At 31.1% G+C, this 15,208-nt stretch carries 12 protein-coding genes and 1 pseudogene; 5 read left to right on the forward strand and 8 right to left on the reverse strand.

Annotated features, from left to right (window positions below; translation table 11 throughout):
• On the forward strand, positions 1-1,186 hold a 1,186-nt coding region (locus tag ACF91D_RS28375), incomplete at its 5' end, for an aminoacyltransferase (protein ID WP_392438155.1).
• Positions 1,187-1,599: 413 nt separating this feature from the next.
• Here ACF91D_RS28375 and ACF91D_RS28380 read toward each other — a convergent pair.
• Positions 1,600-2,121: a DUF308 domain-containing protein gene (locus tag ACF91D_RS28380; protein WP_107528105.1), complete on the reverse strand. Its 522-nt coding sequence runs from the start codon at positions 2,119-2,121 to the stop codon at positions 1,600-1,602.
• 1,327 nt (positions 2,122-3,448) lie between these two features.
• On the opposite strand from ACF91D_RS28380, the gene ACF91D_RS28385 reads away from it, so the two are divergent.
• Positions 3,449-4,459, forward strand: coding sequence for a siderophore ABC transporter substrate-binding protein (locus ACF91D_RS28385; RefSeq protein ID WP_107528117.1), 1,011 nt, complete (start codon positions 3,449-3,451; stop codon positions 4,457-4,459).
• A gap of 60 nt (positions 4,460-4,519) precedes the next feature.
• Here ACF91D_RS28385 and ACF91D_RS28390 read toward each other — a convergent pair whose 3' ends face one another.
• Positions 4,520-4,876 carry a hypothetical protein gene (locus tag ACF91D_RS28390; protein WP_107528143.1) on the reverse strand — a complete coding sequence of 119 codons (357 nt, stop codon included), beginning with the start codon at positions 4,874-4,876 and terminating at the stop codon, positions 4,520-4,522.
• Positions 4,877-5,181: 305 nt separating this feature from the next.
• Here ACF91D_RS28390 and pepF point away from each other — a divergent pair, with 305 nt between their 5' ends.
• On the forward strand, positions 5,182-6,996 hold the full coding sequence (gene pepF / locus ACF91D_RS28395; RefSeq protein ID WP_107527741.1) for an oligoendopeptidase F: 1,815 nt from the start codon (positions 5,182-5,184) through the stop codon (positions 6,994-6,996).
• A gap of 275 nt (positions 6,997-7,271) precedes the next feature.
• Here the strand turns inward: pepF and phoU are convergent, their stop codons facing one another.
• The 6 genes from phoU to cvfB all read right to left on the reverse strand — a co-directional run bounded on the left by phoU (position 7,272) and on the right by cvfB (position 13,157).
• A complete protein-coding gene (gene phoU, locus ACF91D_RS28400; RefSeq protein ID WP_392438158.1) occupies positions 7,272-7,922 on the reverse strand; it encodes a phosphate signaling complex protein PhoU in 651 nt (216 codons plus the stop codon).
• Positions 7,923-7,929: 7 nt separating this feature from the next.
• Positions 7,930-8,805, reverse strand: coding sequence for a phosphate ABC transporter ATP-binding protein PstB (gene pstB / locus ACF91D_RS28405; RefSeq protein WP_107527742.1), 876 nt, complete (start codon positions 8,803-8,805; stop codon positions 7,930-7,932).
• 78 nt (positions 8,806-8,883) lie between these two features.
• A complete protein-coding gene (pstA, locus tag ACF91D_RS28410) occupies positions 8,884-9,801 on the reverse strand; it encodes a phosphate ABC transporter permease PstA (RefSeq protein ID WP_042738729.1) in 918 nt (305 codons plus the stop codon).
• 1 nt (position 9,802) lies between these two features.
• Positions 9,803-10,732, reverse strand: a complete 930-nt coding sequence (gene pstC / locus ACF91D_RS28415) for a phosphate ABC transporter permease subunit PstC (protein WP_392438157.1) — start codon at positions 10,730-10,732, stop codon at positions 9,803-9,805.
• A 204-nt stretch (positions 10,733-10,936) separates the two neighbouring features.
• Complete coding sequence (locus tag ACF91D_RS28420) at positions 10,937-11,902, reverse strand: PstS family phosphate ABC transporter substrate-binding protein (protein WP_107589389.1); 966 nt, start codon at positions 11,900-11,902, stop codon at positions 10,937-10,939.
• Positions 11,903-12,257: 355 nt separating this feature from the next.
• Positions 12,258-13,157, reverse strand: a complete 900-nt coding sequence (gene cvfB / locus ACF91D_RS28425; RefSeq protein WP_042738726.1) for an RNA-binding virulence regulatory protein CvfB — start codon at positions 13,155-13,157, stop codon at positions 12,258-12,260.
• Positions 13,158-13,302: 145 nt separating this feature from the next.
• On the opposite strand from cvfB, the gene ACF91D_RS28430 reads away from it, so the two are divergent.
• Both ACF91D_RS28430 and ACF91D_RS28435 read left to right on the forward strand, forming a co-directional pair.
• Positions 13,303-14,907 (forward strand): ABC-F family ATP-binding cassette domain-containing protein, encoded by a 1,605-nt coding sequence (locus ACF91D_RS28430; RefSeq protein ID WP_042738725.1) that lies wholly within the window; start codon positions 13,303-13,305, stop codon positions 14,905-14,907.
• A 167-nt stretch (positions 14,908-15,074) separates the two neighbouring features.
• Positions 15,075-15,208 (forward strand): annotated as a pseudogene (locus ACF91D_RS28435) (aldo/keto reductase); the annotation flags it as partial.

Here is a 15,208-nt window from a genome sequence, read left to right on the forward strand (position 1 = left end):
TCAAGTGAAAGAAAATATTGCGACGAGAGAAGAAGATGGATTTCAAGTTGTATTATTAGGCTTAAAAGATGACGATAATCAAGTTATTGCTGCTAGTCTTTTCTCTAAAATTCCCACAATGGGTAGCTATGTTTATTATTCAAACCGTGGTCCGGTCATGGATTATAACGATTTAGGTTTAGTGGATTTCTATTTGCGTGAATTAGATACATATTTACAACAAAACAATTGTTTATATGTGAAAATGGACCCGTATTGGATTTATAATGTCTATGATAAAGATATTAATCCTTTGCCAGAATATAATGAAAATGACGCGTTGGTTAATCTGTTTAAATCACATGGCTATACGCATCATGGCTTCACTACAAAATACGATACTTCAAGCCAAGTGAGATGGATGGGTGTACTAAACCTTGAAAATGAAACGCCTGCTAGCTTGAAAAAACAATTTGATAGCCAAAGAAAGCGTAATATTAATAAAGCGATTAATTATGGCGTAAAGGTACGTATGTTATCACGTGACGAGTTCGGTATATTCTTGGATTTATATAGAGAAACAGAAGAGCGTACTGGATTTGTATCGAAAACAGATGAATATTTCTATAATTTTATTGATAATTATGGTGACAAAGCATTGGTGCCGTTAGCGTATATTGATTTAGATGAATATATTAATAGCACTCAAGAAGCCATTAATGATAAAGAATCACGTAGAGATCAAATCATGCAAAAGGAAAATAAAAATGATAAGCAGTTAAAGAAAATTGCTGAACTAGATAAACAAATTGAACATGACAAGAAAGAATTGTTACAAGCAAGTGAATTACGTCAAACAGACGGTTCGATATTAAACCTAGCATCTGGTGTTTACTTTGCAAATGCCTATGAAGTTAACTATTTCTCTGGTGGATCATCAACGAAATATAATCAATATATGGGACCTTATATGATGCATTGGTTTATGATGAATTATTGCTTTGAACATGGCTATGCACGTTATAATTTCTATGGATTATCAGGTGATTTCACTGAAAATAGTGAGGATTACGGTGTATATAGATTTAAACGAGGTTTTAATGTACAAATTGAAGAGTTGATTGGTGACTTCTATAAGCCGATTAAGAAGACGAAATATTGGCTGTTTAATACATTAAATAATGTACGTAAAAAAGTGAAAAAATAGCAAAAATAAAACAGCAACCTGATTATGTATGAGCAAAATTCAGGTTGCTGTCTTTCATTTTTAAATGAAAATATTAGTTATATTAGGATGGCAATCTAATATAACAAGTATACTAAATTGTGTGGAATAATCTTAGTTGTTGATACTCGATGTCTTCCACATTTTTAGTATATCAATCGAAATATTATATTGCAATATCATTACATTATAATATTTTTATAGTAAAATTTATTTTTATAATTTTTGTTTTTGCAATGAAATGGCTCGATTATTGCGTATGATTAGTTCTAACAAATTTGCTAACGAAATAGTGTCATTATAACTACCGAACTATCTTTAAAAAGGCGTTTATTGAAATAAATGTATTTCAATAAACGCTTTTGTCTTACAATGTGGTTTTTAAAATTAAGTTATTATGATAATGCGATAATAATTTGTGAGATACCAATAATCACAAATACGAACGCAAGTACAAATGATACAAGCACAGCTGCAATTATAGGATTAAATAATAAAAGTATCCCCAAAATTATTTCTAAAATATTAATAAAAATGGAAATCGTGTGTAATAAACGATTTGATCTCTCGAGCTGTGTAACTGTAAATATAGCTAAAACTGCATGAATAATAAACCAAACAGCAAATAGATAAATGATAAATGTGGTACTCGTAACAATATTAAGAATAATGACAATACCGATAATAATATTAATAATAGCAGTTAACATTATGAATACGGAATTTTGATTTGTATGTTTCCTCATATTAACGCTCATCACAAGCTCCATAAAGCCATTGATTATAAATAATAGTCCAATTAGCCAAGTAATAATGAAGAGATTTTCTTGAGGAAAACTCATGATAAAAACTGCTATAATCAGGAAAATCACACCAACAACTAAACTTGGCCATTTGATTCGATTGTTTTGACTCATTTTAGTCACTCCTAAGTTAATAATAACAGTATAAACATATATAATGTAAATGCAACTATAAAATATAAGTAACTATAAATATGTTATGTAAACTTATAGTAGTTAATTTTTAATTTAAAACCAATCAACTAAGGATTGTTTCATCATGTTATTTATATATTATATAAATGTCAGCTGTATATGGATATATCTAGCAGCATGTTTCGTGTTCGATATTACGACGCTGAGATTGCAATTTCTGAGCATCGAAAATTAATTTTACGTGTCATTGTACGTTGAATGTAATCTAGAATCACATATAGCATGATGAGCAATAATGCATTTGGTTGTCTGAGTATTATGGATATAATTAAATCTTTAAAATTAGAATGTTGTGGCGTAAAATTTTTGAGATTGCGAGTTAATTCGCAATATATGGATTAGATCGTTGTAAGTTTATAAGGACGATAAATCGTTCAGTAATAATAAGCAACATGTATGAGCAGTTATAAATGTTTAATATATTAAACATGAAATCACATTAAATATAACTAGTGAACAGTGATTCAGATGGCTTACTTTGAAATTTTGTTTTTAGTTTACATAATATATATTATAGGAAGTTATGTACAGTGATTGAAAAGTGAGCATTATAACCCTATTTCATCTATCGTACTGTTAATTTGCATCAACGTCTTTCATATCATTAATAGATTTCAATTTTTAAAATTATAGATAATCCTGTTCATTAATTATTGGTTGCTTTCTATAGTTGAAATTATGTTATTATTTAAGACTTGATTTCAGTTACTAAATTCAATAAATATAATTTAGCTTGTTAATGTTTATAAATCTAATTCATCACATTTTATAAATTCAAATTCGAGTCATTTAACTAATAAAGTTATTCATATTATTTAATTTGGTGATAATTCTAATAAGAATCTTGTTCAAGCTACATTCTTTTAAGACTTTTATCTATAAAGTCAAAATGCTATTCAATTCCATATGTTTGTATTTGAACAATCCTGTAAATTTTGAATAATAAATCACTAGCATCTATGTTAACCTGCTATAAGCAAGTATATTTTATTGATTGTCCTTTATTTAACTATTATTTTACATTCAGTAATAGTTAAAGTTTTGATATACATTTATCTCCTATGATTGTTAGTTTGTACTTATTAATGTAGTTATTATCATTGGTTTGTTATATTTTCCATACTTTCTGCAAAAAGTGAATTATTCTGCAATCAAAGTAATAGTATAAAACTAAGTTTTTAAAAATCTAATTGATAACACTTTTCAATTAGGATATAATAAAAGCTATTATAAGGAGGATAAAGTAATGAAGAAAATATTGTTTGTAGTTTTATGTTTTGCTGTGATGTTAGCAGCCTGTGGTTCCAATTCGAATGAAAAAGCAGAAAAAGATCAAAAAACAGTTAGTATTAAACAAACTTATGAATTTAAAGATAAAAATAAAGATCATAATCGTGGGAAAATGAAAACAGAAAACATTAAAGTTCCTGTAAATCCTAAACGTGTTGCAGTTATGGATTATGGTGCTTTAGATATTATGAAATCATTGAAATTACAAAATAAAATCGTAGCAATTTCTAAAGGTCAAGGTGCATCTTTTTTACCTAAGAGCTTGAATGAGTTTAAAGATAAAAAGTATACAAATTTAGGTAATCCAGGTCAACCAGATTATGATGCTTTAGCTAAAGCAAAACCAGATGTAATATTTGCTTCATTTAGACAGGCACATACTAAGACGCTAGATGAAATGAAAAAAGCTGCTCCTAAAGCCAAAATAGTATTTGTAAGTCCAGATAATGATAATTACATAAAATCTATTAAGCATAATACACAAAATATTGGGAAGATCTTTAATAAAGAGCAACAGACAGATAAATTAATTTCAAAATTAGATGATAAAGTTAATGAAACTAAAAAGAGTATAAACAATGATCGTGTACTGTTCTTAAATGTAGATGATAAAGGAATTAAAGCATTTGCAGATAGTGGTAGATTTGGAGGCTTTTTAAACAAAGATTTAGACATCAAACATGCTGATCCGAAAATGAAAGCAAATTCAAGTGGTATATTAGTTTCAAATGAATATCTTGAAAAACTTAACCCCGATAAAATTTTTGTTATTGATAGAACAAAAGATTTAAAGCAAGATAAACAGCATATTCCTCAGGCGTTGAAAAATCCTGTAATAAAAAATGTGAAAGCTATCAAACAAAATGATGTTACCCCTTTTGAATCAAATGCATGGTTCTTTGGTGAAGGTGGCATCAATTTAACAATTGAACAATTAAACAATATACAACAAGCATACAAAAAATAATTATACTAAATAAAAACTACGGTAATCCCCAATAATAAGGATTACCGTAGTTTTTATTATTTATCGCTTTCTATAATGTTTATAATTTTCCATATGTTCTTGTGGAATTCCCCCACGTTTAGCAATAGCTTTTTGCATTTTCTTCTCTTTACGTTTGCGTCGAAAATCTCGTGTGAAATACCAAATTAAAAAACTAATAATCAAACTGACTATAGCCAGAAATGCTGCATAACCAAGTAATGGTTCATAAGTAATATCTTGGAAGTTTGGAATTAAGAATGCTGCAACACCTAAGACGATAAATGTAATAATTGCAGGTGCAAACCATTTGTTTAAAGCAAGATTACAAAATAAAGTTAATATTATCATAGCTCCAATTGTAATCCATAAAAAATTAGGCATATCCATTATTGTCATTTGGAGCACTCCTTAGATTGATTTTTAAAGATTCTACTTTCTTAATTATCTATAAGTATACTATATCTTTATTCATAACTGTTCAGACTTCAGTAGTATGATTTTATATTAAAATATTCAATTTATTAGGTCAAATATAATTTTTAATATATTTTCTGAATTAAAATCTTCTATATAAATAAAATGCCTTACATGTTCCTTTAATCTGATTCGAATTGATTAATGCCTCGCATTGTATTTTAAACATTAAATTCATGTATAATGAAATATGTATGATATAACGTAGTGATAAAGGAGTTGTTAACATGGGTAAAGCATTACCTTTTAGAAATGAAGTCCCTACAAATGAAACTTGGGACACTACAGATTTGTTCTTATCAGATCAACAATTTTATGAAATGATTGAACAGACTATAACAGATGCTAAAGCGTTTAATCAAAATTACAGTGGACGTTTAACAGACATAGATTTAATTGAAACAGCATTAGATGAATATGCAAACATACTTATAAATCTAGACAAAATGGCAAATTTTGCTGAATTAAGACTAAGTGTTGATACGACAAATCCTACAGCTCAAACATTAAGTTCGAAACTTTCTACAAGTTATGGAAAGATTGCAAGTGAGTTAGCATTTGTAGAATCAGAAATTTTAGAACTTAATAGTAATCAATTAGCTCAACTTATTTCAACTTCAAAATATCCTCATTATTTAACTAAATTAAAGCATAGACAACGTTATCAATTAGCACCTGAAGTGGAAAAAACTTTAGCGAGTTTATCCCCTACATTGGATGGCGCTTATGAATTATATGGTATTACTAAAATGTTAGATATTGATTTTGAATCCTTTGAACACAATGGTCAGTCATATCCATTAGACTATGCAACATTTGAAAATGAATATGAAGACAATCCGGATGAGTCATTTAGAACAAAGAGCTTTAAACATTTTAGTGAGGCGTTGAAAAAATATCAGCATACGACTGCTGCAACTTATAATATGAAGGTTCAACAGGAAAAAATTGAAGCTGATTTACGTGGTTATGACTCGGTTATAGACTATTTATTGCAAGACCAAGAAGTCACACGTGATATGTTTGACCGACAAATTGATGTTATTATGAGCGATTTAGCCCCTATTATGCAAAAATATGCTAAGTTACTCAAACGTGTTCATGGTCTAGATGTAATGAAATTCGAAGATTTAAAGGTCTCAATAGATCCTGAATTTGAGCCTGAGATTTCAATTGAAGATTCAAAGCGCTATATCTATGGTGCGTTGAATGTGTTAGGTAAAGATTACCTTAATATGGTAGAAACTGCATATGAGGATCGTTGGATTGATTTTGCCCAAAATAAAGGTAAAGAAACGGGTGCCTATTGTGCAAGTCCATATGCATCACACTCATATGTGTTTATCTCTTGGACAGGTAAAATGACTGAAACATTTGTATTAGCTCATGAATTAGGTCATGCTGGCCATTTCACATTAGCCCAACAAGAACAAAATTATTTAGAATCTGAAGCGTCTATGTATTTTGTTGAAGCCCCATCAACTATGAATGAAATGTTGATGGCAAACTATCTATTTGAACATAGTGATGATCCGAAATTTAAACGTTGGGTTATTGGTTCAATCGTTTCAAGAACATACTATCATAATATGGTTACACATTTATTAGAAGCTGCATATCAACGTGAAGTATATAATAAAGTTGATGCAGGTGAATCACTTACAGCACCACAACTTAATGAAATAATGAGAGATGTTTATAGTCAATTCTTTGGTGATAGTGTGAAGTTAACTGAAGGTGCTGAATTGACTTGGATGAGACAACCACACTATTATATGGGTCTCTATTCTTATACGTATTCTGCTGGACTAACAATTGGTACTGTTATGTCGCAACGAATACAAAATGAAGGACAGATTGCAGTCGAGCAATGGTTAGATACTTTACGCGCTGGAGGAAGTAAGTCCCCTGCTGATTTAGCTAGCATTGCGGGTATAGATATTACTACCGAGCAACCATTGAGAGCGACAATTCAATATATAGGTAAATTAGTAAATGAATTAGAGCAACTTACTGATGAAATAGAAGCTACTGACCAATAAATTAACTAACTGCGAAAGTTATATAAAATAAAAATATACGTAGATAGACTTAATGTGTGCCCGTCACTAACAAGTGCGCTACAATTTACTGGTTTTGTAAATACTGAACCATACGCATTGCGTATGGTTTTTTTCTATAATAAAAAAGCAAGTAAATGAACAAAAAATCATTTACTTGCTTTTTATTAGGTTATATTTCATAGGATTATTTATATGAATTTCAAATTTGGTTATTGGTAATATCATATTCTATAAATTGGATGATAGTGTTTAAATTATTTATTATAGGATTCGTACCTATTTCCAGTGATAAAAAAGTATATGTTTTCTGCAACATTACAAATATGATCACCTATTCGTTCTAAGTGTCTCGCAGCAAGATGGGCTTGACCTGATACAAATGGATCGTTATCAATTAAATAAGTTGTATTAACTATGTTTTTATATAAGTCGTCTATATCATCGTCTCGTTCAATGATTTCTTTGATTAGGGTGGTATCATTGCTTTTAGCAGCATCATCTAAATCTTTAAGCATTAATAATGCTAATTTCCCCATCGTATTTAAACGTGTTAACACGTAATTATCGATAATTTTGGCACGTAATCTGATTTCAGCGATACTTGCAGCATTATCACCTATTCGTTCTAAATCAGATGCACTTTTCAATGAAGCCATCATCAATCTCAAATCAGAAGCAATAGGTTGTTGCTTTGAAATTAACATGATTACCTTTTCATTTATATTGGTTTCTTGTTGGTTTATTTCTTTATCTTTTTCAATAATTTGTCTCGCGTAATTTCTATCTTCTTCACTTAAAGAGTTTAATGCAAATTCGATATGGCGATACACTTGTATACCTAAGCGACGTAAATCTTTGATTAGGTCTTCGAGTTGACCTTCATATTTATGTCTAATTACGGCCATAGGCATATTAACCAAAACGACCTGAGATATAATCTTCTGTTTGTTTATCTGATGGATTTGAGAAGATTTTATCAGTGTCATCATATTCATTTACATAACCATTTAAGAAGAAGGCAGTTTTATCAGAAACACGAGCTGCTTGTTGCATATTGTGTGTCACGATGATGATTGAATATTTTTCTTTTAAATCTTGAACAAGCTCTTCAACTTTCAATGTTGAAATCGGGTCTAATGCAGATGTTGGTTCATCCATTAAAATTACGTCTGGTTCAATAGCTAATGTTCTGGCAATACAAACACGTTGTTGCTGTCCACCTGATAAGCTATAAGCATTTGTATCTAAACGATCTTTTAGTTCGTCCCAAATTGCTGCACCACGAAGTGATTTTTCTACGATTTCATCAAGTACCTTTTTATTTTTGATACCGTGAATCTTTGGCCCATAAGTGATATTGTCATAAATTGATTTAGGGAATGGATTAGGTTGTTGGAATACCATTCCGACATTAGTTCTTAATTTTTCAACTGAATACTTTTCATCAAAAATGTTTTGATCACGGTATACGATTTTACCAGCCGTTTTAACAGTTGGAACAAGTTCTACCATTCTGTTTAATGTCTTGATATAAGTTGATTTACCACAACCTGATGGACCGATAATTGCTGTTACATTATTCTCTAAAATATCTAGATTAATATTTTTCAGTGCATGATTTTCACCATACCATAAATCTAAATTTTTAGTTGAGTACACGATTTTCTTTTCGCTATCTGGAATTTTATTGTCTTTCTTTTCAGCTTCGATTGTAGTCACAGGCGTTGCGTCATGATCTGTGTGAGCATCTAGTGCTGATTTTTCTTCGATAATATCATTTTTAGTCATAATTAAAACTCCTTTTATTCAGACTGTTTGCAAATATTGATAAATCTTTGCAATTTTCCCATTTTAGTCTTTCTATGATTAATATTTTTTACTGTATTTATTTCTTAAGAATATAGCGATAGCATTCATTAATAATAAGATAATGAGTAAGACGATAATTCCTGCAGAAGCAACATTTTGGAACTCATCTTGAGGTAATTTCGCCCAATTGTAAATTGCCATTGGTAGTGCTTGGAATTGATCGAATACGCTTGACGGTAAGTTTAATAATACGGTTGGTATACCGATTAATATTAACGGTGCTGTTTCACCTAATGCACGAGATAGCGCTAAGATAAACCCAGTTAAGATTCCAGGGATAGCAGCTGGTAATACAACACGGCGAATAGTTTGCCATTTATTACCACCTAATCCATAAGAAGCTTCTCTAACAGAATTTGGAACGGATCTAATAGCTTCTTGGCTGGCAACGATAATTACTGGCAAGATTAATAGTGACATTGTTAATGCTGCAGCAAGTACTGAGTTACTTAATGCTAAAGCCTCAACGCCCATACCTCTAACAAAAATTGTTAAACCAAGTAAACCGAATACAACTGACGGTACACCTGCAAGGTTAGCGATACAAACTTTAATAAAGTTTGTGAATGCATTATCCTTTGCATACTCTTCCAAGTAAATTGCTGTACCAACTCCTAAAATAATTGAGATAGGAATAATTGTAATCATCAACCAAATCGTACCAATCAATGCACCTTTAACCCCTGCCATTGACGGAGTCGAAGATGAAAAATTAGTAAAGAATGAAGGTGTTAAATGACCTGCACCTTTGATTAGTGTATCTATTAATAGGACGGCCAATACGAGTAATCCAATCATCGTACAACCGAAAAATGCCCACTTATTAATTTTGTTTTTTGTTAATCGACTAGATAGTTTTTTCTCGACTGTATTTTGGTTAACTAACGATTTTGAATTATTATTCACTTGTTCCATATTAATACTCCTCTCTAAAGCGTTTCGTAATCCATTGAGATATTAAGTTCATTACAAGAGTGAACAAGAACAATGTGAAACCAACCGCATAGATACTGTAGTAAATATCTGAACCAAATGTAGCATCACCTGTAGCAACTTGAACAATGTAACCAGTCATTGTCTGAATTGAACCTGTTAACTCTAATGTTGAATTTGGTGTACTACCTGCAGCAAGTGATACAATCATCGTTTCTCCAATTGCACGAGAGATTGCTAATACAATTGAAGCCATGATACCAGAAGTGGCAGCCGGTAATACAACCTTCGTTGCAACTTCAAATTTTGTCGCCCCTAACCCTAATGCACCTTCACGCATTTTATTAGGTACAGATGACATAGCATCTTCACTCATACTTGAAATGAGTGGAATAATCATTACACCAACGACAATTCCAGGACTAATAGAGTTAAAACTACCCAATTCTGGGAAAATTGATCTTAGTAATGGTGTTACAAATGTTAATGCAAAGAAACCAAATACAATTGTTGGAATACCTGACAGTATTTCTAAGATTGGTTTAATGATTTTTTTAGAACGTTGCGATGCATATTCACTTAAATATAATGCTGCTCCTAAACCAATTGGTACTGCAACAATCGTAGCGATAAAGGTAATTTTTAATGTTCCTAAGATTAGAGCCCAAATACCATATTCTGGATTAGAAGAAAATGGGTTCCAATCTTTTGTGAATAAGAAATCTGTAATTGGAACTCGTGTGAAGAATGTAATTGTTTCAGTTAGTAATGTTACGATTATGCCGACAGTAGTGAGGATTGAAAATAATGCAATAATTCCCAAGATAATTGGAACTAGTTTATTACTTATTCTTTTTTTATTCGCATTATTTTTCGCGATCATTTCACTTACTGAAAGGTTCTGATTTGCCATAAATTTCCCTTCTTTCTATTAAACTCCCAAATATGAATAAAGGCTGGGATGTTCACATCCGTTAATTTCAGCGTTAGTAAAAACATAACAGCACACGCTATAATTATTAGATGTATTGAACAAGGAATTGGATTGACAAAGTGGTACATAGACCACTTTGTCACCCCTAATCCAGAATCCCAACCTTTAAATATGTTTTATTACTTATTTGTCTTCTTTTTTGCTATCTTCTTTTTTACTATCTTTACCAATGATGTCATCTAATTTATCTTGTTGCTCTTTGTAGTCTTTCTTAGGTAAAGCGACGAATCCTGCATCTTCAGCTGATTTACCTTTGTCATCGATGACAAATTTCATGAAATCTTGGAATCCTTTGTTATCTTTTAATTTCTTCTCGTTTGTGTAGATGAATAATGGTCTACTTAATGCATAAGAACCATCTTGAATTGTTTTCTTAGTTGGTTCAGTTAACTTACCATTGTCATCCTTAATTTTAACTTCTTTCAATTTATCTTTGTTTTGTTGATAGAAGTTATAACCGAAGTAGCCAACACCTTGTTTGTTTTTCTCAACAGATGAAACAATTACGTTAGTATCAGCATTTTTCTCTGCTTTAATATCACCTTTGTCCATGATTTCTTCTGTGAAGAAGTCATAAGTTCCGTGAGATTGGTCAGGTGAAAATGCTTTGATTTCTTTATCTGGCCATTTAGAGTTAACATCTTTCCATGTTTTTGCTTTACCAGAATAAATTTCTTTTAATTGTTCTTTAGTTAATTCATTAACAAAGTCGTTATCTTTATTTACTGCAATTGTTACACCATCTTGTGCAATTTTGAATTCATCATATTTGATGCCTTTATCTTCTAATTTTTTCTTTTCTTCATCTTTTATTGGTCTTGAAGCATTTGAGAAATCAGTATTTCCCGAAATGAATTTTTCAAATCCTCCACCAGTACCAGCTGTACCGTTAGATACAGTTACATCTTTATTATCTTTTGCAAATTTTTCATTTAATTTTTCAATGATAGGGCCTACTGTTGACGAACCATCGCCTTTAACTTCCCCGCTACCTTTACCTTCGCCTGAGCCGCTATTACCGCCACCACAAGCACCTAATAAAAGTGAAGCGCCAATTACTGTAGTACCAACTAATTGCCAATTTTTCATTGAAACATCCTCCTAATAGATAAATAACCCATATGTGTTTTATATGTAGTTCTTACAATCCCTATACTACACATCATTTATTAATTACAAATGAGTTTAATGTAAAAGATATGTTAAGAAAATGTTGATGTTATTTACAAAATTTATAATTGAAATATTTCAGGTGTTTAAATGTACTTGAAAATACTGTCATTTAGCGTTTTGTAATGCATTTTTTAGGTGTGAGCAATATTACAGAGATTACGTCGCAAATAGTAAATCTTAACAAAAAAACCGAAACACACTACAAATTTGTAGTATATTTCGGTTGGGAATGTATATATTTATCTATTATATTGTCTTCTTTATGGGAGGTTTAGTCTTCTACCCTACTCCATCCCTTTTTAGTTAAAGAGATCTTTCCTGTTTCAATGTTAATTATTTTTTGTTTATATAAATGTCCGATTGCGCGTTTAAATGCACCCTTGCTCATATTGAACACTTCCTTTATCGCTTCTGGACTAGATTTATCCCAAAACGGTAATTCTCCATCGTATTCAACTAATAAGTCGAAGATATGTTGCCCGTCATCATCTAAACGTTCATGAGCTAATGGTAAAAATGACCCATTAAGTTCGCCATTGTCATTGTGACCAATAATTCGCACCTCGACATTTTCGCCTAAGCGAGGTTCAGCTTTACGTTCTGATTCGTGAACGAAAATTTTATGCCCTTCTTTTGATAATAGGAAACTACCGATTCTTAATAAACGATATGGTCTTGCTTCTATTATTTTATTTTGTAATGATTCATCGTGTACAGGCGTATACATTTTTTCGACGATTGTCTCTGATGCTAAACGTGCAAACATATTTTTCTCTCTATCGATTCTTAATGTAACGAGTAATTCGTCACCTTGTGTCGGCCAGACAGTTTTAACTTTTGGTAAATCTTCCCATGGTACTAATACTTCACGAGGTAAACCTACGTCAACATGTGCACCATCTCTGTCTGTTTTTAATACTTTTACAAAATCATACTTATCTGTCGTAATATCAGGCATGTTTTGTGTGGCAAATAAATCTCCTGATCTATTTGGATAAATGAAGAAACTATATTCTTCACCGATTTCTAATTCATCATCATCTTGAATTTCAGATTGATTGAGCTTTACTTCTTCGCCGTTAGGTCCTTTTAATTTATAAGTAGATCCTTCTAAACCGATTACTTCTAAAAACTCAATTGAGCCTACAATATCTTTTTCGTCTCTGGCCATACTTTTCTCCTTCGTACATAAATTTATTCTATATTATTATAACATGCATAACACAAACAAGCATTACTCCATCGAGAATGGTCGAAAGTCCAAGTTAATTGTGTTATAATTTGTCCGGTAGATTAACGAATAAAGGAGTAAATACATGTTACAAGTTACTGATGTAAGTTTACGATTTGGTGATCGTAAATTATTTGAAGATGTAAATATTAAATTTACAGATGGCAATTGTTACGGCTTAATCGGCGCAAATGGTGCTGGGAAATCCACTTTTTTAAAGATTTTATCTGGTGAGTTAGATGCTCAAACAGGACATGTATCTTTAGGGAAAAATGAACGTTTAGCTATTTTGAAACAGGATCACTTCGCATATGAAGAAGAACGTGTAATAGATGTTGTTATTAAAGGACATGAACGTTTATATCAAGTGATGAAAGAAAAAGATGAAATTTATATGAAACCAGATTTCAGTGATGAAGATGGTATCCGCGCTGCGGAATTAGAAGGTGAATTTGCTGAAATGGATGGTTGGAATGCTGAAGCTGATGCAGGCACACTACTTTCTGGTTTAGGTATTTCAGCAGACTTACAAGATAAAACGATGTCTGAGTTAGAAAATAATCAAAAAGTAAAAGTGTTATTGGCGCAAAGTTTATTTGGTGAACCAGATGTGTTGTTACTAGATGAGCCTACAAACGGCTTAGATATTCCTGCGATTAGCTGGTTAGAAGATTTCTTAATTAATTTTGAAAATACAGTTATCGTTGTTTCGCATGATAGACACTTTTTAAATAATGTATGTACTCATATTGCAGATTTAGATTATGGTAAAATTAAAGTCTACGTTGGTAACTATGATTTTTGGTATCAATCTAGCCAATTAGCTATGAAAATGGCACAAGATCAAAATAAGAAAAAAGAAGAAAAAATCAAAGAACTACAAGATTTCGTAGCACGATTTTCTGCCAATGCATCAAAATCAAAACAAGCTACAAGTCGTAAGAAACAATTAGAAAAAATAGAATTAGAAGATATTCAACCTTCTTCACGTCGTTATCCATTTGTTAACTTCACACCTGAACGTGAAATCGGTAATGATTTATTGTTTGTGGAAAACCTATCTAAAACTGTAGATGGTGTGAAAGTATTAGACAATATTTCATTTACAATGGATCCAAATGACAAAGCGGTATTAATTGGTGATAGTGAAATTGCTAAGACAACTTTACTGAAAATATTAGCTGGAGAAATGGAACCAGACGAAGGTTCTGTTAGATGGGGTGTAACAACATCACGTAGTTACTTACCAAAAGATAATTCTGAATACTTCGAAGGCGTAAATATGAACTTAGTTGATTGGTTGCGTCAATATGCACCTGAAGATGAACAGACTGAAACTTTCTTACGTGGCTTCTTAGGACGTATGTTATTTAGTGGTGAAGAAGTTAAGAAAAAAGCAGATGTTTTATCTGGTGGAGAAAAAGTACGTTGTATGTTAAGTAAAATGATGTTATCAAGTTCGAATGTATTGTTACTTGATGAACCTACTAACCACTTAGATTTAGAAAGTATCACAGCGGTGAATGATGGATTGAAATCATTTAAAGGTTCAATTATCTTTACATCATATGATTTTGAATTTATAAATACGATTGCAAATCGTGTCATCGATTTAAATCCAGAAGGATCTGTTTCTAAAGAAATTCCATATGAGGAATATTTAAAGGAAACAGGCGTTTTAAATAAATAATTTTAATTAGTAAGTAACGTAGTTATCAGTGCAAATTAATGTATTTGATAACTGCGTTTTTTGTTTGTCTCCCCTTTTAATTTTACTTTGTGTAGGCAAATTATTTTAAATAGATAATGTTGAGTTATATAATCAACATTGACAAAGTAAATAGGAGGAATAAGTTTATGAAAAATTTGAATTTGCTTGATGGTCAAGTATTGCCACAAATTGGTTTTGGTACATACAAATTAAATGGATCTGAAGGTGTACATGCTATAGTAAATGCCCTTAATCAAGGTTATAGAGTACTTGATACTGC

The sequence above is a fragment of the Staphylococcus sp. 231237_7MaSpsaltlick genome, from assembly GCF_043107035.1.

What these genes read in the sequence shown, in the direction of transcription:
- ACF91D_RS28420 (WP_107589389.1), bottom strand. Translation starts at nt 11,902, where the DNA reads ATGAAAAATTGGCAATTAGTTGGTACTACAGTAATTGGCGCTTCACTT.
- pstA (WP_042738729.1), bottom strand. Translation starts at nt 9,801, where the DNA reads ATGGAACAAGTGAATAATAATTCAAAATCGTTAGTTAACCAAAATACA.
- ACF91D_RS28430 (WP_042738725.1), top strand. Translation starts at nt 13,303, where the DNA reads ATGTTACAAGTTACTGATGTAAGTTTACGATTTGGTGATCGTAAATTA.
- ACF91D_RS28380 (WP_107528105.1), bottom strand. Translation starts at nt 2,121, where the DNA reads ATGAGTCAAAACAATCGAATCAAATGGCCAAGTTTAGTTGTTGGTGTG.
- ACF91D_RS28385 (WP_107528117.1), top strand. Translation starts at nt 3,449, where the DNA reads ATGAAGAAAATATTGTTTGTAGTTTTATGTTTTGCTGTGATGTTAGCA.
- phoU (WP_392438158.1), bottom strand. Translation starts at nt 7,922, where the DNA reads ATGGCCGTAATTAGACATAAATATGAAGGTCAACTCGAAGACCTAATC.
- ACF91D_RS28390 (WP_107528143.1), bottom strand. Translation starts at nt 4,876, where the DNA reads ATGACAATAATGGATATGCCTAATTTTTTATGGATTACAATTGGAGCT.
- pepF (WP_107527741.1), top strand. Translation starts at nt 5,182, where the DNA reads ATGGGTAAAGCATTACCTTTTAGAAATGAAGTCCCTACAAATGAAACT.
- pstB (WP_107527742.1), bottom strand. Translation starts at nt 8,805, where the DNA reads ATGACTAAAAATGATATTATCGAAGAAAAATCAGCACTAGATGCTCAC.
- cvfB (WP_042738726.1), bottom strand. Translation starts at nt 13,157, where the DNA reads ATGGCCAGAGACGAAAAAGATATTGTAGGCTCAATTGAGTTTTTAGAA.
- pstC (WP_392438157.1), bottom strand. Translation starts at nt 10,732, where the DNA reads ATGGCAAATCAGAACCTTTCAGTAAGTGAAATGATCGCGAAAAATAAT.